The organism is Xanthomonas sp. NCPPB 3582, assembly GCF_041475735.2.
Lineage (GTDB): Bacteria > Pseudomonadota > Gammaproteobacteria > Xanthomonadales > Xanthomonadaceae > Xanthomonas > Xanthomonas codiaei.
The window spans coordinates 500059-523573 of record NZ_CM192968.1 but is presented as its reverse complement, the minus strand read 5'-3'; the positions used below and the strand labels follow the sequence as shown (position 1 = coordinate 523573).

18 protein-coding genes are annotated in these 23515 nt (G+C 67.6%); 10 read left to right on the top strand and 8 right to left on the bottom strand.

Going from position 1 to position 23515, the window contains the following annotated elements; translation table 11 throughout:
• Positions 1–56: 56 nt before the first annotated feature.
• Genes ACCQ05_RS02155 through ACCQ05_RS02145 form a run of 3 tightly spaced genes read left to right on the top strand, consistent with a single transcriptional unit; the run spans position 57 to position 2272 of the window.
• Complete coding sequence (locus ACCQ05_RS02155; protein ID WP_372392792.1) at positions 57–950, top strand: SPOR domain-containing protein; 894 nt, start codon at positions 57–59, stop codon at positions 948–950.
• 6 nt (positions 951–956) lie between these two features.
• Positions 957–1487 (top strand): hypothetical protein, encoded by a 531-nt coding sequence (locus ACCQ05_RS02150; RefSeq protein ID WP_372392790.1) that lies wholly within the window; start codon positions 957–959, stop codon positions 1485–1487.
• Positions 1488–1516: 29 nt separating this feature from the next.
• Complete coding sequence (locus ACCQ05_RS02145; RefSeq protein ID WP_228962299.1) at positions 1517–2272, top strand: SDR family NAD(P)-dependent oxidoreductase; 756 nt, start codon at positions 1517–1519, stop codon at positions 2270–2272.
• Positions 2273–2458: 186 nt separating this feature from the next.
• Here ACCQ05_RS02145 and ACCQ05_RS02140 read toward each other — a convergent pair whose 3' ends face one another.
• Positions 2459–3583, bottom strand: coding sequence for an acyltransferase family protein (locus ACCQ05_RS02140; protein ID WP_228962300.1), 1125 nt, complete (start codon positions 3581–3583; stop codon positions 2459–2461).
• A 522-nt stretch (positions 3584–4105) separates the two neighbouring features.
• Here ACCQ05_RS02140 and ACCQ05_RS02135 point away from each other — a divergent pair.
• Positions 4106–6295, top strand: a complete 2190-nt coding sequence (locus ACCQ05_RS02135) for a TonB-dependent receptor plug domain-containing protein (protein WP_372392789.1) — start codon at positions 4106–4108, stop codon at positions 6293–6295.
• Positions 6285–6878, top strand: coding sequence for a thioredoxin-like domain-containing protein (locus ACCQ05_RS02130; protein WP_228962301.1), 594 nt, complete (start codon positions 6285–6287; stop codon positions 6876–6878). The genes ACCQ05_RS02135 and ACCQ05_RS02130 overlap by 11 nt, the downstream gene beginning before the upstream one ends.
• 91 nt (positions 6879–6969) lie before the next feature.
• On the opposite strand, the gene ACCQ05_RS02125 is transcribed toward ACCQ05_RS02130, so the two are convergent.
• Genes ACCQ05_RS02125 through ACCQ05_RS02115 form a run of 3 tightly spaced genes read right to left on the bottom strand, consistent with a single transcriptional unit; the run spans position 6970 to position 12422 of the window.
• Positions 6970–7176 (bottom strand): hypothetical protein, encoded by a 207-nt coding sequence (locus ACCQ05_RS02125; protein WP_372392788.1) that lies wholly within the window; start codon positions 7174–7176, stop codon positions 6970–6972.
• A complete protein-coding gene (locus ACCQ05_RS02120; RefSeq protein WP_372392787.1) occupies positions 7169–8506 on the bottom strand; it encodes a glycosyltransferase in 1338 nt (445 codons plus the stop codon). Before ACCQ05_RS02120 ends, ACCQ05_RS02125 begins: the two co-directional genes overlap by 8 nt.
• Positions 8499–12422, bottom strand: a complete 3924-nt coding sequence (locus tag ACCQ05_RS02115; RefSeq protein ID WP_372393882.1) for a non-ribosomal peptide synthetase — start codon at positions 12420–12422, stop codon at positions 8499–8501. Before ACCQ05_RS02115 ends, ACCQ05_RS02120 begins: the two co-directional genes overlap by 8 nt.
• A 431-nt stretch (positions 12423–12853) precedes the next feature.
• Between ACCQ05_RS02115 and ACCQ05_RS02110 the strand changes: the two genes are divergently transcribed.
• Positions 12854–13084: a hypothetical protein gene (locus tag ACCQ05_RS02110; protein ID WP_372392786.1), complete on the top strand. Its 231-nt coding sequence runs from the start codon at positions 12854–12856 to the stop codon at positions 13082–13084.
• Between the two features lie 238 nt (positions 13085–13322).
• Here the strand turns inward: ACCQ05_RS02110 and speA are convergent, their stop codons facing one another.
• Positions 13323–15209 carry an arginine decarboxylase gene (gene speA / locus ACCQ05_RS02105; RefSeq protein ID WP_372392785.1) on the bottom strand — a complete coding sequence of 629 codons (1887 nt, stop codon included), beginning with the start codon at positions 15207–15209 and terminating at the stop codon, positions 13323–13325.
• 235 nt (positions 15210–15444) lie between these two features.
• Here speA and speE point away from each other — a divergent pair, with 235 nt between their 5' ends.
• Complete coding sequence (gene speE, locus ACCQ05_RS02100; protein WP_372392784.1) at positions 15445–16302, top strand: polyamine aminopropyltransferase; 858 nt, start codon at positions 15445–15447, stop codon at positions 16300–16302.
• Positions 16303–16401: 99 nt separating this feature from the next.
• Here the strand turns inward: speE and ACCQ05_RS02095 are convergent, their stop codons facing one another.
• The gene (locus ACCQ05_RS02095; RefSeq protein ID WP_372393880.1) at positions 16402–17196 is read right to left on the bottom strand and encodes a hypothetical protein; all 795 of its coding nucleotides are present in this window, start codon (positions 17194–17196) and stop codon (positions 16402–16404) included.
• Between the two features lie 542 nt (positions 17197–17738).
• Between ACCQ05_RS02095 and ACCQ05_RS02090 the strand changes: the two genes are divergently transcribed.
• Positions 17739–18425, top strand: coding sequence for an RIO1 family regulatory kinase/ATPase domain-containing protein (locus ACCQ05_RS02090; protein WP_372392783.1), 687 nt, complete (start codon positions 17739–17741; stop codon positions 18423–18425).
• A 239-nt stretch (positions 18426–18664) separates the two neighbouring features.
• Here the strand turns inward: ACCQ05_RS02090 and ACCQ05_RS02085 are convergent, their stop codons facing one another.
• Both ACCQ05_RS02085 and ACCQ05_RS02080 read right to left on the bottom strand, forming a co-directional pair.
• Complete coding sequence (locus ACCQ05_RS02085; protein ID WP_372392782.1) at positions 18665–20632, bottom strand: glycoside hydrolase family 84 protein; 1968 nt, start codon at positions 20630–20632, stop codon at positions 18665–18667.
• A 446-nt stretch (positions 20633–21078) separates the two neighbouring features.
• Positions 21079–21453, bottom strand: a complete 375-nt coding sequence (locus ACCQ05_RS02080) for a P-II family nitrogen regulator (protein ID WP_029221489.1) — start codon at positions 21451–21453, stop codon at positions 21079–21081.
• 151 nt (positions 21454–21604) lie between these two features.
• On the opposite strand from ACCQ05_RS02080, the gene ubiK reads away from it, so the two are divergent.
• Both ubiK and ACCQ05_RS02070 read left to right on the top strand, forming a co-directional pair.
• A complete protein-coding gene (ubiK, locus tag ACCQ05_RS02075; RefSeq protein ID WP_372392780.1) occupies positions 21605–21889 on the top strand; it encodes a ubiquinone biosynthesis accessory factor UbiK in 285 nt (94 codons plus the stop codon).
• 15 nt (positions 21890–21904) lie between these two features.
• Positions 21905–23425 carry a YifB family Mg chelatase-like AAA ATPase gene (locus ACCQ05_RS02070; protein ID WP_372392779.1) on the top strand — a complete coding sequence of 507 codons (1521 nt, stop codon included), beginning with the start codon at positions 21905–21907 and terminating at the stop codon, positions 23423–23425.
• Positions 23426–23515 lie beyond the last annotated feature (90 nt).

The window sequence follows — 23515 nt, the reverse complement described above, 5'->3', positions numbered from 1 at the left end:
ATTGCCGTAGCAAGCCGGGCAACGGCCCGCAACGACACGATTCGGAGAAGTGGTAGATGGCAGCACGACGCGGTAAGAGCCAGGCACGACGCAACACCAGCAATGGCACGCCCGGTTGGGTGTGGTTGGTGGCGGGCGCCGCGATTGCGGCGGTGATCTTCCTGGCCGCGCCCAACCTGTTCAAGAAGGACGGCGACGGCTTCCTGCGCGTGGGCCCGCGGGCCAATCCCGATGCGCAGCCCGAGCCGGTGGCCGATGCCGACACCGATACGCCGGCCGAGCTGCCCAGGCCCAGCACGCAGCCGCCCAAGCCGCAGGCCAAGCCCGGCGATGCGCAGACCCAGTACGACTTCTACACCTTGCTGCCCGGCAAGGAAGTGCAGATGTCCGATGCGGAACTGGCCGCCAGCGCGCGTGCCGAAGAAGCTGCGCGCGCGCGCGCGGCGCTGGAAGGCAAGCCGGTGCCACCGGCACCGGGCGCCGCAGCCAGCGTCGCGGCGGCCACGCCTGCCGCCAGCGTGCCGGTGCCCTTGAACGAACCGGCCGCCCGCGTGCCCAAGCCGTTACCGGAAGCCGCCCAGACCCGCCCGGCCGCCACGCCTGCGCCAACCGGCACCGCCGCGCTCACCACGCCAGCGGCCACGGTGCCCAAGCCGGCTATCGCCGCAGCCGGCACGACGGCGTCCAGCCCTGCCGCCGCGCCTGCGGTGACCGACAACACCCGTTACATCCTGCAGGCCGGCTCGTTCGGCGCCTCCGGCGATGCCGAATCGACCAAGGCCAAGCTGGCGATGATGGGCCTGGCCGCCCGGGTGGAATCGGCTGAAATCAGTGGCAAGACGGTGTATCGCGTGCGCATGGGGCCGTACGGCAGCGCTGGCGAACTGGCCGAGGCCAAGCAGAAACTCACCGGCAGCGGCTTGCCTGCCATCGCGATCAAGGCGCAGTAAGCGCAGGTGATGCGCCGCCTCGCCGGCTCGCTGCTGGGACTGCTCGCGCTGATCGGCAGCGCGCAGGCCACCGAGCAGATCCCCGACCGCATCCAGATCGACGGCCGGCAGGCAGAACTGCTGGCGGAGCCCTTGTCCGGGCCGCTGGACGACCCCGCCACCTGGAAGCGCTTCGTCGCCAGGGCCGGCACGGCCCTGGGCAGCTGTACGGCCAACTGGCGCGGCTATCAGGCGTTCTGGCGCCTGGACGCACAGCAGCTGGTACTCGATCGGGTGGTCCTGGGCGCCTGCCGCGATGCACCGCCGGAGTTGCCGCTGGAGGTGGTGTTTCCCGGCCAGCGCGCGCCGGTACCGGCGGTGTGCGTGGATGGCGAAATAATCGTCGCGTTGCCGCCTGCCGCAGAGGCGCCATCGGCGGCGGCCAGCTACCGGGTCCTGCAGCTGCGCCGCGGCCGGGTGATCGCGCAAGACACCCTGACCGAACAGATGCTGCGCGCCCGACGCGCTGCAGCCGCCAGCGGCGACCCCGTTCCCTGATACCCCCCTTCCCCTGCCTGGAGTTCCCCATGTCCAAGACCGTCATGATCACCGGCGCCACCTCCGGATTCGGCAGCGCCGCGGTGCGCCGCTTCGCCGCCGCCGGCTGGAAGGTCATCGCCACCGGCCGGCGTGCCGAGCGCCTGGAGGCGTTGGCCGCGGAACTGCCGGCCGGCCAGGTGCACACCGCCGCCTTCGACATGCGCGATGCGCCGGGGCTGGCGGCGGCCATCGACGCGTTGCCGGCCGCCTTTGCCGACATCGACGTGCTGGTCAACAACGCCGGGCTGGCGCTGGGCACCGCGCCAGCGCAGCAGGCCGACCTGCAGCAGTGGCAGCAGATGATCGACACCAATGTCACCGCCCTGGTGGCCCTCACCCACCGGCTGCTGCCGGCATTGATCGCACGCCGCGGCGCCATCATCAACATCGCCTCGGTGGCGGCCACCTACCCGTACACCGGCGGCAATGTCTACGGCGGCACCAAGGCCTTCGTGCAGCAGTTTTCGCTGGGCCTGCGCTCGGACCTGCACGGCACCGGCGTGCGCGTGACCTCGATCGAACCGGGCATGGCCGAAACCGAATTCACCCTGGTGCGCACCGGTGGCAACCAGGCCGCCTCCGACACGCTCTACCGCGGCGCCACCCCGATGACGGCCGAAGACATCGCCGAGCAGATCTTCTACGTGGCCAGCCTGCCGGCGCACCTGAACATCAATCGGCTGGAAATCATGCCGGTGACGCAGTCGTTCGCCGGTTTCCAGGTGGCACGCGACCCACAGTGAGGCGGCGGCAGGCGGGATCTGCAGGCTCGTCGGGTGCAGCTCCCGCCGCAACCGGCAACGTGCGTCCCGCGAGCGTGCGCTGGGCGAGGCGCAATGCGGTCGCCCCCATCCTGTGTCGTGGCCGCGTCGTGCCTGGCAACAGCTCATCGTCTGTCCTGGGAGCTGCAGCGCCGACCGTCGCGTCGGTCACTGCGCTGCGGTCTGCAATGCCCGTGCTCGCCGCCGTACCAGGCCGCCGCGCAGCTGCAGGAAGGGCCGTTCCACACCGTAATGCAGCACCGCGCCCGCCAGCAGGGCCGCAACGCCATACGCGGCAAACGCCAGCACGCCCCGCCCTTCCAGTACAGTGCCGAACCACGCCTGGGTGAGGTGGAAGACGGCCTTGTGGGTCAGGTACAGGCTGTAGGAGACCGTCGCCAGCCAGGCCGCGCCGGGCACATGCAGGCGGCCAGACAGGCTGTCGGTCGCGCTGCCCGCCAGCACCAGCAAGGCCAGGCCGACCGAAAGCACCGGCCAACCCACTGCATTGCCGATCAGGCCGGTGCGCTCGCGAAACAGCCACATCGCCAGGGCCAGCGTCGCGATGCCGGCCAGCAACCAGGTGCCTCCACGCTGCTGTAGCCGTTGCCAGGTCTGCGGGCGAAACACCTTGAGCACTGCGAGCGCCACGCCGGCCAGCAGGCCATCGAGACGGTTCCAGGTGGGGTAGTAGATGTCTTCGACAAACCAGTTGCGCTGCTGCCCGGCGCCGATCTGGTCCAGCGCAGTGTTGTGCAGCCATACGCTGCTGCGCAAGGCGATGCCGGCCACCACCACCGCCACGCACAGGGCGATGAAGCGGGCCGCCGAGGGGCGCCGCAGCAAGAGCGTGGCCAGCAGCGGGAACACCAGATAGAAATGCTCTTCCACGCACAGCGACCAGGCGTGCGAGAAGGCGGCCTGCTGGCCGTAATCGACGAACAGGTTCAGGGTGAAACTGACGAACATCCACCACGGCGCCAGCCCGGGCGCTTCGCGAAACCCCGGCCACGCCATGTAGACGATCAGCACCACCGCAAACGCCGGCAGGATGCGCAAGGCGCGCCGCAGGTAGAAGTCCCCGAAATCCAGCCGCTGCCCGCGCGCCAGCGGTGTCAGCACCTGGCTGCCGATCAGAAACCCGCTCAGCACGAAGAACAGGTCCACTCCCATCCAGCCGTAGCGCGACAGCCACGCCCAGTCCGGCCCCAGCCCGCCGACCACGAAGGAATGGAACAGCATCACCCAGATGATGGCGATGCCACGCAGCAGGTCCAACGCGGGATAGCGCATGTGGGGGGAGACAAGCCAGGGAAGCGCGATTGTGCCCCACGCACGGTGTGTGCATAACCGCTTGCGGCGCGGACCGGGCATCGGCTGGCCGCATCGCGTGGGTGCAAGCTGGTTCTTGCGTGTGCAAGGACCCGGTGTTCGGAGGGCACGCCTGCACCACCACACCACGACCGCCGCATACCGATCGACGACGATCATGAGCAGCGCTGCATCGGTCGCGCGCGGGTGGCTGTACCGCCCCGGCGCAGGTACCGCCGCCACTGGTGCGGCCATCCATGCCGCGCATGACCTGCCGTGCGACAGGCCACCGATCCGCAGCGCCTGCCGCCTGCCGCCCGTCGCGAACAGAAGCCTGGAATCGAAGACGCGCAACGCGCCGAAACCACGGATTAGCACCAACTTTTCTTTATAGCATTTGCTATATTACCTGCAGCCAGCCGGCCGTCTCGGCCAGCCCTCGTCGCGATCGGCCGCGCTGTCGCGACACCCCACGCTCCCCCGGCTTTCCATCCAGGTCTTCGCATGCACCACACCCCCGCGCCCCCGCATCGCGTCGATGCCGTGCGTTCCCTCGTCCTGCTGGCCGCTTCCCTGGCCGGCGATGCAGTCGCTGCGGTGGCCGAGGACGCCACCACGACGCCGCAGGCAGTGGCGCTGGACCGCATCGAGGTCAAGGTCAGCACCGCCACGCGCACCGAGCGCCTGCTGGCGGATGTGCCCGTGCGTACCGAAGTGCTGCGCCAACAGGACATCGCCTTGCGCGCCGCCACCGACGTCTCGCAGGCGGTCGAACTGATCAACGGACTGCGGGTGGAGAGCAACTGCCAGAACTGCAACACCTCCGAGGTGCAATTGCTGGGCTTGCCTGGCGCCTATAACCAATTGCTGTTCGACGGCACGCCGCTGCTGTCCACGCTGGGGAGCGTGTACGGCCTGGAGCAGATCCCCAGTGCGTTCATCGACCGCATCGAAGTGGTCAAGGGCGGCGGTTCGGCCTTGTACGGGCCCGGCGCCGTGGCCGGTGTGGTCAACCTGATTTCCGAGCGACCGGTACGCAACGGGGGCTACGTGCAAGCGGGCGTGGACGTGCTCGAGGGCACGCCGCAATGGAACCTGGATGGCCGTCTGAATCTGATCACCGACGACGATCGCTTCGGCGTGGCGGTGGTGGCACAACGCTCCGACGACGACGGTATCGACTACAACCACGACGGCTACACCGAAATCACCCGCAAGGACCTGCGCCTGGGCGGCGTCCAGCTCTGGTACGCACCCACCGCCCAGACCCGCCTGCGCGCCGATTATCAGTCCACCGACGAATCGCGACGCGGCGGCAATCGATTGGGGGTCCCCGAATACCTGGCCAACATCGCCGAATCGCTGCACACCCGCTATCGGCGCGGCGGGCTGAGCTGGGAACAAACGCTGAGTGAGGACGCCGATTTCCGCATCAGCTATGCGTTCGCCGCGATCGATCGCGACAGCTTCTACGGTGGCCTGGGCGAGGTGGCAACCAATCCAGACGATCCCGCCTACGACCCCCGCCAACTCTCCCCTTCGGTTCCCGGCAGTGCGGCAGCGCGGTCCTACGATCAATACGGCTACACCGAGAATCCTCTGCAGTTCGTCGATAGCCAGTTCAACTGGCGGCTGGGCGCGCACGCAGTGGCCTTCGGTCTTCAGTACAAGCGCGAGACCCTGCGCGATTTCAATCTGGATGCGACCGGCCGGCGTCTGCGCACGCTCGCCGATGCGCGCTTCCGCAACCTGGGCGGCTTTGTCCAGGACGAGTGGGCGGTGAGCGAGCAGGTGGATCTGGTCCTGGGCGCGCGCCTGGACAAGAGCTCGGAACTGGAGAACAGCGTGTTTTCGCCGCGCCTGGCGCTGGCCTGGCAGGCCACTGCCAACCTGAAGTGGCGCGCAGGCGTGTCCACCGGCTTCCGTGCACCGGAGATCTTCCTGGAAGACGTGCACGTGGACACGCTCGGCGCTGCACCGGTACGGGTGCGCAACGCCGATGGATTGCGCGAGGAGCGCGCGATGACCGCAATGCTGGGGATGGACTGGCGCAGCGATCCGGCGCAACCGCGCTGGAGCTGGGATGCGACCGCCTCGTTCACCCGGCTGCGCGACACCTTCGTGCTCGGGCAGATCCGCAGCGACGCCGACGGCAACCTCTTCCAGCTTCGTGACAATGCATCCGGTTCGACGGTGGCCGGGCTGGAAAGCAACCTGGCGTGGCAACCCAGCGCGCAGTGGCGCGCCAGCGCAGGCGTGGCGTGGTACCGCTCGCGCTACGATCAGGCACAGCTGATCTTCGACGACACCGCCGATGGTGGCGACACCCGCATCGCCAGCACCCGCTATCTGAAGACGCCGGAATGGAGTGGACTGGCGCAACTCACCTGGCAACCCAGCGAGGCGTTCCAGGCCTTCCTCGCGACCCGCTACACCGGCCGCATGGACGCATTGAACAACCGCCTCGGCGTCTTGCGTCGTACCCCGGATTTCTGGAACACCGATGTGGGCGTGCTCTGGCATCTGCATTGGGGCGCGAGTGGCAGCCAGCAGTTCAGCGTGGCGTTCGGGGTGAAGAACCTGTTCGATCGACGCCAGCGCGACCTGGAGGTGGGCGCCGGCCGCGACAGCGATTATGTCTACGGGCCGCGCCTGGGACGCGCGTGGTATCTCAACCTGCGCCATGCGTTCTGAGCGTGCGCGATGGCGGCTGGCGGTGTGCTGTCTGCTGGCATGCGCGCTGCCGGCCGGCGCGCAGCAAGGCCCGCAGCTGCGACGGGAGATCGCGCAGGCCTTGGTGGTGCCCGCCACCGACCGCATGCAGACCTTCCGCTGGACGCGCGAGCCGGCCGTGATCGCGCTGTACTTCGGTGCCGACTGGTGCGGCCCCTGCCATGCGTTCGTTCCCGAATTGATCCGGGTGCGCGCGGCACTGCGCGAGGCCGGCGCCGACACCGAGGTGGTGTATGTCAGCCAGGACCATTCGCAAGCGCAGATGCGCCGCTACATGCGCCTGCAGCAGATGCCCTGGCCGGCGATCGACTATCGCCGTCTTCCCGCATTGCCCGCATTGCGCCGGCTCGCCGGCACCGCGCCGCCGAACCTGGTGCTGCTGGATCGCAACGGCACTGTACTGGCCAGCGGCTGGCAGGGCCGGCGCTACACCGGCCTGGTGCCGGTGCTGCGCAGCTGGAGCGCGCATGTCCAACCCGGCGCGGCGGAGGCCTTGCAGGACGCACCGAAGGATCCCGCCGCACTTCCGGAGGCGCGCGATTGATTGCGTTGGCGATTGCGCCTGCCGGCAGCGGCCAGCTGTCGAACGACAGCTCACTGCTTCCCGGACCTGGCGACCTCACACGGCCATCCCGTCACGCAACGGCCCGTTCGCTACGGGCGACCGGCGTCATTGGCATTGCAGCGTTCAGCAGCCCCCACGCTTCCAGCTGATCCACCGCGGTGCGTACGCCGTCTTCCTCGCCGATATGCTGCCCCAGCGCACGCGCGGCCGCACGCGCGGCCGCACGCATGGCCGGCGCGCTGGCCTGGCGCAGTGCGTCGGCCAGCCCGTCACGCAACGGCCCGTTCGCTACGGGCGACCGGCGTCATTGGCATTGCAGCGTTCAGCAGCCCCCACGCTTCCAGCTGATCCACCGCGATGCGTACGCCGTCTTCCTCTCCGATACGCTGCCCCAGCGCACGCGCGGCGGCACGCATGGCCGGCGCGCTGGCCTGGCGCAGTGCGTCGGCCAGCCGCTGCGGCTGCAGACAGACGCGGGCGAGCGCCGGCGGCGCCACGCCGCGCTGGGCCAGGCAATGTGCCCAGAACGGCTGGTCGTACCCGAACGGCAGCACCACCGAGGGAATGCCCGCCGCCAGCGCGGCACCGGTGGTGCCGGCACCGCCGTGATGCACCGCCACGGCCACGCGCGGGAACAACCAGTCGTGCGGTGCGTGCTCCAGATGGAAGAAGCGTTCGGCATCGTCGGCGGCGGCCTCCTGCCCATCGGTGAGTCCGCCCCACCCGCTGGCCAGCAGGGCACGCTGGCCGGTCAGACGCACCGCCGCCTTGACCGTGGCGGTGAGCTGCGCCGCGTCGGAACTGGTCATGCTGCCGAAACCGATATACAGCGGCGGTGGCCCGGCCTGCAGGAAGGCCTGCAGGTCTGCCGGCGGTTGCCACTGCGGCTGCGGCAGCTGCCAGAAGCCGCAGACCTGCGCGCTGGGCGGCCAGTCCGGTGGACGCGGGCATAGCTGGGCGCTGTAGCCGTAGATCACCCGCAGCGCGCTGCGGTCCGGTCCGCGCCACGGGTAGGCCGGCAGGCCCAGCGCCGGCCGTACGATGTCGTTGAGCGCCGGGCGCATCAGCTGCCAGCCGGCAAAGCGCACCAGGTGATGCAGCGCCACGCTCACCCGCCCGGGAAACCGAACGCTCGGCATCACCATCAGCGGCAGATGCCGCGAAGCGGTCAGCGGCTGCAGTTGCGCGAACACCACCGGCAGCCCGTAGGCCTGCCCCAGGCTGTGGGCCAGGAAGCTGGCGCTGCCCACGCCCAGGATCAACCCGGCATCGGCACAGGCCGCACGGCCCTGCTCGGCCCAGTCGCGCGCCCAGTCCAGCAGCTGCGCGCGCAAGGTGCCCCAGATGCCGCGCCAGCCACCACGCATCTCGGCCACGTGCGGGTTGCCCTGCAGCAGTTGCTGGTGGTCGCCGCTGAGCGGGAAGAACTCCAGCCCGTTGGCGCGGATCAGCGCTTCGAAATTGCCGCTGGTCAGCACCCGCACCGGATACCCGCGCTGGCGCAGGCCACGTCCCAGCGCGATGATCGGGCGCACGTCGCCGTGGGTGCCCAGGGTGGCGATGACGATCGGTCGATGGGCGGTAGCACTTGCCGGGATCTCAGGCATATTCGGCCACCCCGTCGCTGGCAGTGGCGATGCTGCCGTCGCGCAGCGACACCGGGCCGGTGGCGGCATGCAGCAATGCGCACAGCCTGGTCGAATGCGTGGCCGACAGCATCGAGTGATGGTCGCTATCCAAGCCATGCAGGTGCAGCGTGCGCACGTACGGACGCCAGGCCTGCGGCCGGTAGTCCACCCACTGCGCATCGTCGCCGCCGGAACTCATCCGCACGTTCGCCTCGACGAACACCACGTCCTGATTCAATGCGCGGGGGCGGTGACGGCGCGCCAGGTGCAAGTGATGCTGGGTCACGTCGCCCAGGTCGTCCAGCAGCGTGGGGCGCTGTTCGAGCAGCTGGCGTACGGCCGGCAAGGTGGTCAGCCCGTAGTGGTCGCACAGCAGGCTGGCCAGCTCGGCCACGGTGGTCGGCATCGGCTGGTCGTGGGCCAGGGTCAGGCCCAGCGCATGCACCGACGCGCGCACGTTCTCCGCTTCCGGCAGCGCGGCGGCCTGTTCCAGATGCGGGTAGCTGTCCAGCATCGCCAGCAGTTCGACATCCTCGCCCAGGTCGTGCAGCTCGGCCGCGATGGCATGGGCGATCAGCCCGCCCAGCGACCAGCCGATCAACCGGTACGGGCCGTGCGGCTGCACGCTGCGCATGCGCGCCAGATAGTCGCGCGCAATCGCCTCGATACTGTCCGGGCGATGCTGCCGGTCGCTCAATGCCGGCGACTGCAACGCATACACCGGCCACTGCGGGTCGAGCTGGCCGAGCAGGGTGAGATACGACCAGCCCAGCCCGATCACCGGATGGATGCAGAACAACGGTGTGCTGCCGGGCGTGCCTGCACGCAAGGGCAACAGCACGCCCAGGGGATCGTTCGCCGGCTGCGCGCTGCGCCTGATCACCTCGGCCAGGCCGGCGATCGTCGGCGCATGGAACAACGTGCCCAGCGGCAGTTCGACACCGAACAGCTGCGGAAAGCGCGCTGCCATTTCCGCCGCGCGCAGCGAATCGCCGCCCAGCTCGAAGAAGTTGTCGTCCACGCCCACCGCCTGGATGCCCAGCACCTCGCGCAGCAAATCTGCCAGCTGCTGTTCCAGCGCATCGCGCGGCGCCACCTGCGCACGCACCGCCACCACACCCGGCGCAGGCAGGGCACGGCGGTCCAGCTTGCCATTGGCCGTCAGCGGCAAGGCCGCCAGCATGACCCACAGGCTTGGAATCATCGACGCCGGCAAGCGCTGCTGCAGATGCGCACGCAGCGTCTCGGTCGACGGCGCCGTACCGTGCTTGCCCACCACATAGGCCAGCAACTGCAGCGCCGTATCGCCGTCCTGGTGCGCCACCACGGCAACCTGCGCCACCTGGGCATGCAGCAGCAACGCGTTCTCGATCTCGGCTGGCTCCACACGGTGGCCGCGGATCTTCAACTGCGCATCGGCGCGGCCGATGAATTCCAGCAGGCCATCCTCACGCTGACGCACGCGATCGCCGGTGCGGTACATGCTGCTGCCGTCGGCGGCGAACGGGTCGCGCAGGAAGCGCTCGCTGGTCAGCTGACGCTTGCCGCGGTAGCCCTTGGCCACGCCGGCCCCACCGATGTACAGCTCGCCGATCGCACCGGTCGGCAATGGCTGCCGCTGTGCATCGAGTACGTAGACGCGCGTATTGAGCAGCGGCCTGCCGATCGGTGGCGCCGCGGCATCGGTCAACTGCAGCGGCATGATGGTCGACCAGATGGTGGTTTCGGTGGGTCCGTACAGCTGGGTCAGGCGCCCCGCCCGGCTCAGCAACTGGCCGGCCAGTTCCGGCACCAGCGCCTCGCCGCCCACCAGCGCATGCAGACGATCCAGCGCAAGATCCTGGTTGGCCAGCAGGATGCGCCACAGCGACGGCGTGGCCTGCACCAGGCTGATCTGCTCGCCGGCGATCAAGCGCGCCAGGCTGCGCGGATCGTGGCTGATTCCGGCCGGTGCGATGACCACGCGCGCGCCCACCAGCAGCGGCAGGTACAACTCCAGCCCGGCGATGTCGAAGGTGATGGTGGTGACGGCCAGCACGCGGTCGCGCGGGCGCAGCGCCAGCTCGTGTTCCATCGCATGCAGAAAATTGAACAGGTTGCGATGGCTGATCTCCACGCCCTTGGGCGCGCCGGTCGAACCGGAGGTGTACAACACGTAGGCCGTGCCATCGGGCGTGGCCAGCGGCGCGATCGCTTCCGGCAACACCGCCGGGCGGGGATCCAGCCAGACCATGCCGCCGATCAGGTAGCGCTCGCACAGCGCAGGCTCGCACACCAGCGCGATGGCGCCGGAATCGTTGAGCATCTGGCGGTTGCGCGCGGCCGGGCTCTCCGGGTCCAGCGGCAGGTACGCCGCACCGCTCCACATGATCGCCAGCAGCGCCACCAGCAGCTGCTCGCTGCGCGGCAAGGCCACGGCCACCACATCGCCGGGGCGCACGCCATCGGCGACCCACTGCGCGGCAATGCGCGAGGCCAGCTCGCACAAGGTGGCGTAATCCAGTGTGCGGTTGTCGTACTGCACGACCACGGCGGCAGGCATCAGTTCGGCACGCTGCAGCATGCCGTGCAGGAGCGTGGCATCGGCCGGCAGCGGCGCGTCGGTACGGTTCCAGGTGTACAGCAGGCGCTGGCGCTCCTGCTCGCCCAGTACGTCGAGCTCGCCCAGCGCGCAGGTGGGCTGGTCGAGCACGGCATCGGCCAGCTGGGTCAGGCGCCGGCAATGCTCGGCCAGTTCGTGGCTGTCGTACAGCGCCGGGTTGGCATCCAGATCGAAGCGCAGTGCCGCGCCATCGCCGCGTTCGTAGCAGAAGATGGTCAGGTCGTCGGCCGGTCCGTTGCAGAGGTTGTGCGGCATCGCATACGCCTGGCCAAAACGCAGCGCGTAGTCGAAGGCTTCGATGTTCACCGCCAGGCGGGCGAACTTCTGCTCGATGCCGAACATGCCAAGGTCGCGGCGCACGTCCTCGAAGCGGTATTGCTGGTGGCGCAGCGCGCTCCTGACCACCGAGGCCACCTGTGCGAACAAGGTGTGGACCGGTTGCTGCGGGTCCATCTTCAGCCGCAGCGAGATCACGTTGGCGACCAGGCCGGCGGTATGCCGGTAGCGCGCATTGATCCGGCCGGTCACCGGCATGGCCAGCACCAGGTCTTCGGCACCGGTGCAGCGGTAGTAATACGCGGCGATCAGGGAAATCAGCATCTGCGGCAGGCTGGCGCCGTACTCCTTGCCCAGCGCACGCAGGCGCACCACCTGCTGCGGCGAAAACTGCCCGATGCCGCGCAGCAGGCCGGTGGACAGGTGATTACCCGGCCGCGCCAGGGTGACCGGCGGCGGCAGATCGGCCAGTTGCTGCATCCAGTAGCTGCGGTCGCGCTGAAAGCGATCGGAGTCGCGGTACTGCTGTTCCATCTCGATCAGCGACAACGCGCTGCCGTACTCGGCAGGCTCGGGCTCCACGTTCGCCGCGTAGGCGTTATAGAGCACCGCCATCCGCTGCATCATGATCGAGGCGCAATAGCCATCCATCACCAGATGGCTGACGCACTGCACCCACATGTGGTGATCTTCGCCGAGGCGGAATACCGCGCAATGCCACAGCGGCCCGTTGCGCAGGTCCTCCGGCTTGCGGATTTCCTCGGCCACCCAATGCTCGGCGGCATTGCGCGGCGCCGGGTCGTCGCTGACGTCGAAGAACGGTACTGGCGCGGTGTACTCCGGCAGGACGACCTGGTGCGGCACGCCCTCGTGCTCATGGATGCAAAGGCGCAGCGTGTCGAACTCGCGCGCCAGCTGCAGCGTGGCGCGGATCAGCAGCGCAGGATCCAGTGGACCGAACAATTCCAGCGCTTCGGACAACATCAAGGTGTTGTCGGTATGCAACTTGTTGGCCACCCACAGGCCACGTTGTGCCCTGGTCAGTGGAAACAGTGGGGCGGCATCAGCGTGCATCGCATGCATCCTTCTGTGTGGCGCGCAGTCGCCCGGCGCTTTGGCTGCAGCGCAGTCAAAGAAACGTCGGATCGGCACCCGGTAATGAAACGCAAGATAGAGGACACCAGCGACTGTCGGCGAATACCGGCAATACGTGGTGGAAACGCACAATGGAAACGCACAACGAGGCGACATGCACGATCGAGACCCCGATGTGCACTGTCATGGGTGAAGCAACTTGTATCCCGACAAGTTAAGCAAACACTAACAACTCGCGAACTTAATGAACCGTGCAAAAATCACGAAATGCGGGTCTTTCGTAATTATTTTGTTCCAAAATGTGATTCCTACAGACGTTCTGCATGCGCGTATGCGCTTGGGTCGCCTTGTGCATGCAACTGACACACGATGTGGTGCAGGCAGACCGCAAGAGCCACCAAACATCTGTTTTCAAGGCGATTTCGCACTGTCGTGGCACGCCGGCCCAGGCTGTCGATAAGACCATTTCAAACAACGCCATTGGTACAAATGGATCTGCAAAAAATCACTTGATGCAATCGGTGATGATCGCCGGCGTGATCGCAATCTGGCGGGCGGCCAGGCGAATGCCGTCAATCGATTGACGTCTCGCGCCGTGTATAAAAGCGAGCAGTGGCAACGATGGCGCGTGTAAATCACGGCAAGGCGTGACTTGCCGGCACGCCATCGCAGGCAGCGAGGCGTGGGCCTGCCAGTATCAGGCGCAGGCGTTCGAAGGCAGGGGTGGGCTGGACTCCCCGCCATAACCGCAAGCGTGCGCCACGGTGAGATGGCGCGACGGCAGTGCCGCGCGCTGCAGCAGGGGCCGCAGCGCGCCGAGGATCAGCCGAGCGGCTCGTCGGACAGATAGGTGTAGCCGGTCAGCCCGGCTTCCAGCGCCTGGCTCAGCTGCTGCGCGCGCTCCGGCGGCAGCTGCGCGGCGGCGATGCGCTCGGCATAGGTCGCGCGCAGCGTGTCCAGGTGATAGCCCACGTAATCGAGCATCACATCGGTGGTATCGCCGCGACGCTGCTGCATGATGCGATATCCGTCGCCGTCCACGGCCACTTCCACCGCATCGGTATCGCCGAACAGGTTATGGATATCGCCCAGGATTTCCTGGTAGGCACCAACCAGGAAGAAGCCGATGCGATAGCTCTCACCCGCGTTCAAGGCATGCAGCGGCAGCGAGCTGTCCAGGCTCTCGTTCTCGACATAGGTCTTGACCATGCCATCCGAATCGCAGGTCATGTCGGCGATGATGCCGCGCCGCTGCGGTGCCTCGTTCAGGCGCTCGATCGGCACGATCGGGAACACCTGGTCGATCGCCCACACATCCGGGATCGATTCGAACACGCTGAAGTTGACGAAGTACTTGTCCACCAGCCGCTCGTTGAGCTCGTCCAGCACCGGGCGGTGGCTCTTCTCGTCGAAGCTCAACCGTGCGCGCACGCCGTGGGCGATGGCATAGAACAGGTCGTCGATGCGGGCACGATGGGTCAGGTCGATCTGGCCCAGCGCATAGGCGCTCAAGCCCTCGGCATGGAAGTGCTGGGCCTCCTGGAACAGTTCCACCGCCGGGCGCACGTCCAGTTCGTCGTGGATCTCGCGCAGGTGGCGGATCGCCGCCGGTTCGTCATCGTGCGCATCGGGCACGCGGCCTTCCGGCGCCTGCTCCACTTCGGAGACGTTGGCGATCAGCACCGCATGGTGGGCCGTCATCGCGCGGCCGCATTCGGTGACGATGCGCGGCGGAGCCAGGCCATGTTCCTCGCAGGCGCTGGCCAGCGGCTGCACGATATTGCTGGCGTACGAATGCAGGCCGTAGTTGATCGAGCAATAGCTGCGCGAGCGGGTGCCTTCGTAGTCGATGCCCAGGCCGCCGCCCACATCCACATGGCTGATCTTCGCGCCCAGCCGCGAGAGCTCCACGAAATAGCGCGTGGCTTCGCGCATGCCGTTGGCGATGTCGCGCACGTTGGAGATCTGCGAGCCCATGTGGAAATGCAGCAGATTCAGGCTGTCGGCGTACTCGGTGTCGCGCAGCGATTTCCACAGGTCCAGCACCTGGCGCGGCGACAGCCCGAACTTGGCCTTGTCACCGCCGCTGTTCTGCCACTTGCCCGCACCCAGCGAGGCCAGGCGCATGCGCACGCCCAGGCCCGGCTTGACGTCCAGCGCGCGCGCCTCTTCCAGCACCAGGGCCAGCTCGGAGGGCTTTTCGATCACGATGAAGGTCTGCAGGCCGAGCTTGCGGCCGATCAGCGCCAGCCGGATGTATTCGCGGTCCTTGTAGCCGTTGCAGACGATCAGCCCGCCCGGGCGCGACAGCGCCAGCACCGCCATCAGCTCCGGCTTGCTACCCGCTTCCAGGCCGAAGCCCTCGCCGTGATGGCCGGCCAGGGTGCCGGCCACGCCACGGTGCTGGTTGACCTTGATCGGGTACACCGCGGTATAGCCGCCGGCGTAGTCCCACTCCGATTGCGCCTGCGCGAACGCCGCCTGCAGCTTGCCCAGGCGCTGACCCAGGATGTCCGGGAAGCGCACCAGCAGCGGGAGTTTTGCCCCGGCCGCGCGCGCGGCATCCACCACTTCGGGCAGCGACACTGCCGGGCCATCGGCGGTCGGTTTGACCACCACATGGCCGGCGGCGTTCACATCGAAATACCCATCGGCCCAATGCGGGATCGAGTAGGTCTTGCGGGCGTGGTCGAGGGACCAATCGCTCATTTCGTTGTCTCGGCTGGGGCAAAAGGGCGTGAATTGTAACGCCTGGCATGCCGAGGGTCCGTTACAATCCGCGCCGACTTCACGCCCCGCTCCTGGTCGGATCGGGGCCGAGCAAGGGTCGGCCGCTGCGCAGTCTGGCTGCACGCGGCTGCGCCCGACCCTCCTCCGGCGCTACGCGCCACCTTCTCCCGGCAGGAGAAGGAACCGCCCGCTTCTTTTAGTTTAGGACGTCCGCATGAGCAGCAACGACAACTGGTACATCGAACACTTCCAGCCCACCGGGTCGGCCATCGGCTTCCGCATCAGCGGCAAGCTGGACGAGGTGCAGTCCCCGTTCCAGAAGATCGAGATCTACCAGACCACCGATTGGGGCAGGCTGATGCTCATCGACGGCGCGGTGATGCTGACCAGCCGCGACAATTTCTTCTACCACGAGATGATCAGCCATCCGGCGCTGTTCACCCATCCCGCGCCCAAGCGCGTGGTGATCATCGGCGGCGGCGACTGCGGCACGCTGCGCGAGGTGCTCAAGCACCCGGGCGTGGAAAGCGCGACCCAGTGCGATATCGACGAGCAGGTCACGCGCATGTCGGAGAAGTATTTCCCCGAGTTGTGCGATTCCAACCACGATGCGCGCGCCGAGCTGCTGTTCGACGACGGCGTGGCCTACATGGCCAACTGCCCGGCCGGCAGCGTGGATATCGTGATCGTCGATTCCACCGACCCGGTGGGCCCGGCCGAAGGCCTGTTCAACAAGGCGTTCTACGAGAGCTGCTTCAAGGCGCTGAAGGACGACGGCCTGCTGGTGCAGCAGTCCGAATCGCCGCTGGCGCTGTTGGACCTGATCAACGAGATGCGCACCGAGATGGGCAAGGCCGGCTTCCAGTCGTTCAAGACCCTGCCGTTCCCGCAGCCGTGCTACCCCACCGGCTGGTGGAGCGTGACCATGGCCAGCAAGCAGGCCAAGGCCGATTTCGCCTTCCGCCAGGCCGACGCGCAGGCCAAGAGCTTCGACACGCTGTACTACACCGCGCACCTGCACACCGGCGTGCTGGTTGCACCGCCGTTCGTGGCCAAGGCGCTGGGCGAGTAAGCGCAGGCGGGCGCTGTAGAGCGCCAGCCGCGCCCAAACCACAGCGGGGCGGATGTTGCCATCCGCCCCGTTGCCGTATCTACCGTACTGCGTCGCCAATCAGAAGCGAACTTCGGCGCCTACGTTCAACACTTCGGCACGGTTGATGGTGATGTCTTCGCCGTAGTCGTAGTAGTCGTTGGCGTACACATAGTTGGTGTACATCACGCTCACACTGGCGTATTTGCCCAGGTCCACACCCAAGCCGACGCCCGCGTAGCCACCGTAGATTTCCTCGCTCGTCTCTGCGACATCGGCGTACCACGAGCCCAGGCGCACCATCGCAAACAACGGGCTATCACCGAAGTTGAAGCGCGCCGTGCCACCAAGGCCGCCAAACTTCACGGACGGGATAAAGATGTCGTCCGTGCTCTCGCCGCGATCCAGGCGACCGATCGATGCTTCAAGACCGATGAGGGTCACCGAGCCTGCGCGCCAGCGATAACCAGCGCTTAGACCGAGCATGTCCTGCTTATAGCCATCGAACACCTCTGCTCTACCGCGTTGCACGCTGATGAAGGCACCGCTGTCGATGCGGGACTCTTCGCGCGGGGCGGCCGCCACATACGCAGGCACAGGTGGCGATGCCACTGCGGGTGCTTGCGCCGTCACCGTAGTGAATCCGCCGCTCTGGCCAGACGCGTTACCGTCGCTGCCGGCCGGTGCCGTAGCAGTTGTGGTGGGCGTTGTGGCCGATACCGGAGCAGTCGGTGCTGCACTGCCCTGCGGGCCGGCCTGTTGCTGCTTTTGCTGCTGGCGGTAGCTATCCCAGCCGCGCGAGAGCGATTGCGCCGAGGCCTGTGCCGTGACGCCAAGCGCCGTGCAGGCCAACAGCAGTGTTGCGGTCTTTTTCATCACGTTCCCCTGAGTGGTCGTCCATCGTTCCGCATCCTTGCGCACGCAGGCGGACCTGACGGGCGTCGGGAAGTGGTGCAGTTGCTGCCGTCTCGTAGGGGCTTCCCCGCCGCGCGCGGTGTCGCCGATGACACTGGCGCAGGCAGGCCTGGACAGACCAAGCCAGTCGCGTGATGCAGCCCCCTGACCGCAGGGCGCACAGTGTCTGGAGTCTCAGTGGCTGTCAAGAAGATGTGAGACGCCCGTTGCCCGGAACGGCGCGGATGGTAGGTACGTCACTGCGCGGCCTGCGATAACACCGGGCCGCATCGGCCGTCTGGCCACGCGTCGCCTGCCGAGCCCGCACAGCACCGGCGTTTTCGATGCGTCTTCCAACGCCTTGATCGGAAAGGCCGTTCCACGCCCGGAATGCTTCATTTGTTAAATAACTGTAATTTCAGTACCGACAAGTTTTAAAATTACGCACTCCCGAGTCCCCTGCGATCACCGTGGACCTGCGTAACGCGTGACACCTCCGCGCCGCCAGCGTCCGGAGAACTGCCATGCATCACCAGCCGCTGGACGCCTCCAGCCTGCACCTCGTGACACCCGTGCTGCTCAAGCAGGGCACACGGCTGCTCGAGCCGGATGTCTACCGCACCCACCTGGATGGGCAACTGGCGGTGGTCAAGGACTACACCCGCTATCGCCGTACCCTGCTGGCGCCGATCGCGCGGCTGATGGTGCGCCACGAGGCCGGCATGCTGCGCCGGCTGCACGGGTGGCGGCATGCGCCCGCGTTGCTCGGCACCCTGGGCGGCCTGGCGCTGGGCATGGAATTCATTCCCGGCGACACGCTCAGCGCCAGCGCAGTGGTGGGCCAGGAGGTGTTCCAGCAGCTGCAGCAGGCGTTGCGCCGCCTGCACGGTTTCGGCATCACGCATAACGACCTGCATGGCACCAACGTGGTGGTCAGTGCCGGGGTGCCGGTCTTGATCGATTTCACCTCGGCGTGGCGGTTTCCGCGCTGGCTGCGGCGCGGCCTGCTGGCCCGTCAGCTACAGCGCAGCGACGTGGCCAATTTCCAGAAGATGCGCCAGCGCCTGGCCGGCATCGCCCCCACCGCCGACGAAGCCGCGCGCAGCGCCGAACCGGGCTGGGTGCGCGGTATCCGCGGTGGGTGGAAGCGGCTGTATCGCCATCTAAAGCGCGAGGCACAGCCGGCGGATCAGGCGGAGTCGCGCCACTGATCTGCGCGATGTATGCAAGACGCGCCGGCGGGGTGGCCGGGCAATCTTTTCATCGGACGTAGCAACGCCCGGCAGGCATCGCGCCCGGGAGTGATGAAGCAGCACGCAGTGCCGCGCCAGGCCGGGTATGCGGCGTGGGCAGCGAATGGCAGCGGTGTACGACCGCCTCAAGCGCGATGCACCAGAGTCACCGGTGCCTGCCAGAGCAGGCACCGGTATTCCATCAACGCAGCATGCCGCTACGGCGTTGCCGCTGGCGCGCGATAGGCGATCAGGTGCGGCGCGTCGGCCACAAACCGATCCAGCACACCGTCAGCGATCTTGACCGGCCCGCCGAAACGCGTGGCGCCGGGAATCGAGGGGATCGCTGCGGCCCTGGCAGCGACTGCCGCGGCATCGGCAAACAATGCCGGCGCCTCGGTGCTGCCACGGTTGGCGGCCTCCAGGCCGGCCGCGGTCTGCCGCAGCGCGCGGCCCCAGCCCTCCATCGCCTCCAGCCACGGGCGTGATTGTTCGGCAAAGCCCTTGTCGGCCACACCGTCGCGGATGAGTTGCGGGGCGGCGGCGATGTCATCGGCGGTGCGCGCCAACGTTGCAATCGCCTGGCTGCGCGCCGTGGCATCGCCCAGCGCGATGGCTTCGCGCACCTGGTCGAGCACGGCCTTCAGGCGCGGCGCCTGTTCCTGCCACGGCTGGCTGCCGAAGGTGGGCGCCAGGTGCTGGGTATCGAAGAAAGTCAGCAATGCGGCAGTGACACGCGCGTCGCCGCCGGCCAGATCGCGCGCCGCCGCATGCCAGGTGCGTTGTGCATCGTAGCCTCTGTCGTTCCAGGCGAAGGCGGTCAAGCCCATTACCGCCACGCGGCTGGGCACTTCCTGGTTCATCGGGTTGGAGACGATGCCCGACAATTCGGCCGATAGGCCCGCTTCGCGGCGCGCATACGGTGCCATCAGCAGGCGGCCGGCCGAGGTTTCGAAATCGTTGACCGGGTAGTTGTCCCACAACAAGGTCTTGCGGCCGAACGCCTTGGTGGCGGCGCGCGCGTCGGGAATGGAAATGGCCGGCGGCACCACGTCGGTGCCGGTCCACTGCACCACGATCTTCGGGTCCAGATGCTTGCGCAGCGCTTCCTTGTATGGACTCTCTTTGGCATCGAAATATTCGGTCGGCACCATGATCAGCTCCGAGGAAGCGTCGTGGCGGGCGACCAGATCGGCCTGCACCAGGTTGAGCAGATGCGATTGCGCAATGCCCGCCGCCTGCGCGCCGGACGCACCGAAGGTGGTCTTGTCGCGCTCGCAGTTCCACTTGGTGTATTCGATATCGTCCAGCGCCACATAGAAGCTGCGCACGCCCAGCGCGCGGAACGCATCGAACTTGCGTAGCAACGCCTTGGCATCGGCCGGGTCGGAGAAGCACACCGTGGGGCCTGGCGAGATCGCATAGACGAAATCGACGTGATTGCGTTTGGCGGTGGCGGCCAGTTGGCCCAGCGCCTTCAAGGTCGCCTTCGGGTACGGCTCGCGCCAGCGGTCGCGCGCGTACGGGTCGTCCTTGGGGCTGTAGATATAGGTGTTGGCCTTGGTGCGCGCCAGGAAATCGATGTGCTTGCTGCGGTCGCTCATCGACCACGGCGCGCCGTAAAAGCCCTCGATCGTGCCGCGGATCGGCATGGCAGGGTAATCCTGGATCGTCAGCGTCGGAATGGCCGGCCGCTCGACCAGCTGACGCAGCGTCTGCGCCGCATGGAACAGGCCATCGCCGTCGTGGCCCGCCAGTGTGATCAAGCCGCTGCCAAGCGCCGCGCTGGTCAACGTATAGCCTTCGGTATGGGTGTCCTGGGTGGCCTTGCTGCGTGCCAGCGCATCGCGCACCACGGCCGCATCGCCGGTGCCGAGCACGATGTGCAGGCGGTCCAGCGTGGCCGGCAGGCGTGTGGCGGTGGCAATTTTGCTAACGCCGGCCGTCGTGAGGATGCTGCGCACCAGCGCGACTGTGGCCTTGTCCGCGCCCGGCGCGACCACCAGCACCACCGAGCGGCCCAGCGTGAGCGTCGCACCATCCAGCGCGATGGATACCGGGGTCGGATAGATCGCCGGCTGGATCACCGGATCGATCACTGCCTGCGCGAGTGCCGGGGCGGCCATGCCCAGCCCCACCAATACCGAAAGCAGGCGCGCGCCCAGCCTGCTATTGCGTTGCTTCATGTCGAACTCCGGTATTGGAATGGTATTACGCCTTAGAGTAGGCAAGTCGCGCTGCGGCGACAAGCGCAGCCGTTCCTGTGGGAAACCTTTTTATTTCTTCAGCTTTGATGCGCCGTGCCGGCTGCAGCCGTCCATCAAGGCGAGCTCGACTTAACCTTGTTGCGGTATTGAAATGGTATGAGCTCTGCGATGCAGGCACAGGACACGCCTTTCTTAGGGGCGCGCGCACGTCAGCTGCAGAGTGGAGGCACCGCATCTGAGCGCAAGGGACGGGCGCAACGGGCGCGAAGCATTATGAGCGGTGCATCGTCGCCTACGTCCTTGATTGGTCAACAGCGCCCGGCCTGGCAGCGCGGCGGCGCAAACCTCACCCATCAAGCGCTCGCCATCGCCATTCGCAGCACTGCATCACTCCAGCGCACAGATACGCAGGGCGCTCTGGCGACCTACAGCGCGTCGCTGTCCAGCTCACCGGTGCGGATGCGCACCACGCTGCCCAGGTCGTAGACGAACACCTTGCCGTCGCCGATCTTGCCGGTGCCGGCTGCAGCCACGATGGCTTCGACCACACGCTCGGCCTGGTCGTCGGTTACCGCCACTTCGATCTTCACCTTGGGCAGAAAATCGACCACGTACTCGGCGCCGCGATACAGCTCGGTGTGACCCTTCTGCCGGCCGAAGCCCTTGACCTCGGTCACCGTGATGCCCGCCACCCCACAGCCGGCGAGCGCTTCGCGCACATCGTCGAGCTTGAACGGTTTGACGATGGCCATGATCATTTTCATTGGTACAAATCCCAGGGCATGACGGGCGCGCAGCATACCGTGGACGGCTGCAACACTCATCCATGCCGGCGACCGTCACCGCGGACGACAGGCGAATGGGACTATCCTTACCGCCTGCCGACTGCCTTGCCGATGTTCCGCGTGTCCCGGCCTGCACTAGGCTTCCTACGGACCTGCGGAGACCACCATGATCGATTTCAATCAGCTCGACGACCTCGCCCGCCGCCTCAGCGACCTGGTGCCGCCAGGCTTGCGCCAATCGCGCGAAGAGCTGCAGAGCACCTTCAAGGGCGCCTTGCAGGCCGGCCTGGGCAAGCTGGACCTGGTCACCCGCGAGGAGTTCGACGTGCAGCGCGCCGTGCTGCTGCGCACACGCGAAAAACTCGACGCGCTGGAGCAGGCGGTGGCCGCCCTGGAAGCACGCGCAACCGGCACGCCGCCCAGCGCGGTGCCCGGTTCCGATACCCCCTGACCCGAGCCTTCCCCCGTGAGTCTGGCGCTGGTGCACAGCCGTGCCCGCGTGGGGGTGCACGCGCCTGAGGTTCGGGTGGAGGTGCATCTGTCCGGCGGTCTTCCCTCCACCCAGATCGTGGGCCTGCCCGAAGCGGCGGTGCGCGAGTCGCGCGAGCGCGTACGTGCGGCGTTGCTCTGCGCGCAGTTCGAATTTCCGGCCAGGCGCATCACCATCAACCTGGCGCCTGCGGATCTCCCCAAGGAAGGCGGCCGCTTCGACCTGCCGATCGCGCTTGGCATCCTGGCCGCCAGCGGGCAGATCGACCGGCAGGCACTGGCCGAGTATGAGTTTCTGGGCGAGCTGGCGCTGACCGGCGAGCTGCGTGGGGTCGACGGCGTGCTGCCGGCCGCCCTGGCCGCCGCCCAGGCGGGGCGACGGCTGATCGTGCCGCTGACCAATGGCGCCGAGGCAGCCATCGCCGGGCATGTCCAGGCCTTCACTGCGCGGACCCTGCTGGAGGTCTGCGCCGCCCTCAATGGCACCCAGCCGGCGCCCGCCGCGGAACTGGCGGTCGCCACGCTCGGCGCACGTGCGCTACCGGATATGGCCGACGTGCGCGGGCAACCGCATGCGCGCCGCGCGCTGGAGATCGCCGCCGCCGGAGGGCACCACCTGCTGCTGGTCGGCAGCCCCGGATGCGGCAAGACCTTGCTGGCCTCGCGCCTGCCCGGCCTGCTGCCGGACGCCAGCGAAGCCGAAGCACTGGAAACGGCCGCCATCACCTCGGTCAGCGGCCGTGGGCTGGATCTGGCCCGCTGGCGCCAGCGGCCCTACCGGTCTCCGCACCACACCGCCAGTGCAGTTGCCCTGGTCGGCGGCGGCACGCACCCGCGCCCCGGCGAGATTTCGCTGGCGCACAACGGCGTGCTGTTCCTGGACGAACTACCCGAGTGGCAACGGCAGACCCTGGAAGTGCTGCGCGAGCCGCTGGAATCGGGCCTGGTCACGATCTCGCGCGCGGCGCGCAGCGTGGATTTTCCGGCACGCTTCCAGTTGGTCGCGGCCATGAATCCCTGCCCCTGCGGCTGGGCCGGCGATGGCAGCGGGCGGTGCCGCTGCAGCAGCGACAGCATCCGCCGTTACCGTAGCCGCATTTCCGGGCCGCTGCTGGACCGCATCGACCTGCATGTGGAAGTGCCGCGGCTGCCGGCGCAGGCACTGCGTAGCGGCACCCCGGGCGAAGACAGCGCCAGCGTGCGTGCCCGCGTGGTCGCCGCGCGGCAGCGCCAGCTCGCGCGTGGCGCCCTGCCCAACGCACAGCTCGATCAGCCCGACACCGACCGCCACTGCCGGCTGCAAGGCGAGGACCAGGTGCTGCTGGAGCGCGCGATCGAGCACCTGCAGCTGTCCGCGCGTTCGATGCACCGCATCCTGCGCGTGGCGCGCACCATCGCCGACCTGGACGACAGTGTGGCGATTGCCTCCGGTCACCTCACCGAAGCGATCGGCTACCGCAAGCTGGATCGCGCACTCGGCACCGCCAGCGCGGCCTAGTCGCGCAGACCGATGCCAAGACGGCGGCGGCGCGCACTGCGCTACAACGCAGCGGCTGCTTCGGGCGCGTGCGCGCTGCGATGATCGCGC

Excerpts from the sequence above, each read along its gene's own strand:
- ACCQ05_RS02155 (WP_372392792.1), top strand. The coding sequence starts at position 57 with ATGGCAGCACGACGCGGTAAGAGCCAGGCACGACGCAACACCAGCAAT.
- ACCQ05_RS02145 (WP_228962299.1), top strand. The coding sequence starts at position 1,517 with ATGTCCAAGACCGTCATGATCACCGGCGCCACCTCCGGATTCGGCAGC.
- ACCQ05_RS02140 (WP_228962300.1), bottom strand. The coding sequence starts at position 3,583 with ATGCGCTATCCCGCGTTGGACCTGCTGCGTGGCATCGCCATCATCTGG.
- ACCQ05_RS02135 (WP_372392789.1), top strand. The coding sequence starts at position 4,106 with ATGCACCACACCCCCGCGCCCCCGCATCGCGTCGATGCCGTGCGTTCC.
- ACCQ05_RS02130 (WP_228962301.1), top strand. The coding sequence starts at position 6,285 with ATGCGTTCTGAGCGTGCGCGATGGCGGCTGGCGGTGTGCTGTCTGCTG.
- ACCQ05_RS02120 (WP_372392787.1), bottom strand. The coding sequence starts at position 8,506 with ATGCCTGAGATCCCGGCAAGTGCTACCGCCCATCGACCGATCGTCATC.
- ACCQ05_RS02110 (WP_372392786.1), top strand. The coding sequence starts at position 12,854 with ATGCAACTGACACACGATGTGGTGCAGGCAGACCGCAAGAGCCACCAA.
- speA (WP_372392785.1), bottom strand. The coding sequence starts at position 15,209 with ATGAGCGATTGGTCCCTCGACCACGCCCGCAAGACCTACTCGATCCCG.
- speE (WP_372392784.1), top strand. The coding sequence starts at position 15,445 with ATGAGCAGCAACGACAACTGGTACATCGAACACTTCCAGCCCACCGGG.
- ACCQ05_RS02095 (WP_372393880.1), bottom strand. The coding sequence starts at position 17,196 with ATGAAAAAGACCGCAACACTGCTGTTGGCCTGCACGGCGCTTGGCGTC.
- ACCQ05_RS02090 (WP_372392783.1), top strand. The coding sequence starts at position 17,739 with ATGCATCACCAGCCGCTGGACGCCTCCAGCCTGCACCTCGTGACACCC.
- ACCQ05_RS02085 (WP_372392782.1), bottom strand. The coding sequence starts at position 20,632 with ATGAAGCAACGCAATAGCAGGCTGGGCGCGCGCCTGCTTTCGGTATTG.
- ACCQ05_RS02080 (WP_029221489.1), bottom strand. The coding sequence starts at position 21,453 with ATGCTGCGCGCCCGTCATGCCCTGGGATTTGTACCAATGAAAATGATC.
- ubiK (WP_372392780.1), top strand. The coding sequence starts at position 21,605 with ATGATCGATTTCAATCAGCTCGACGACCTCGCCCGCCGCCTCAGCGAC.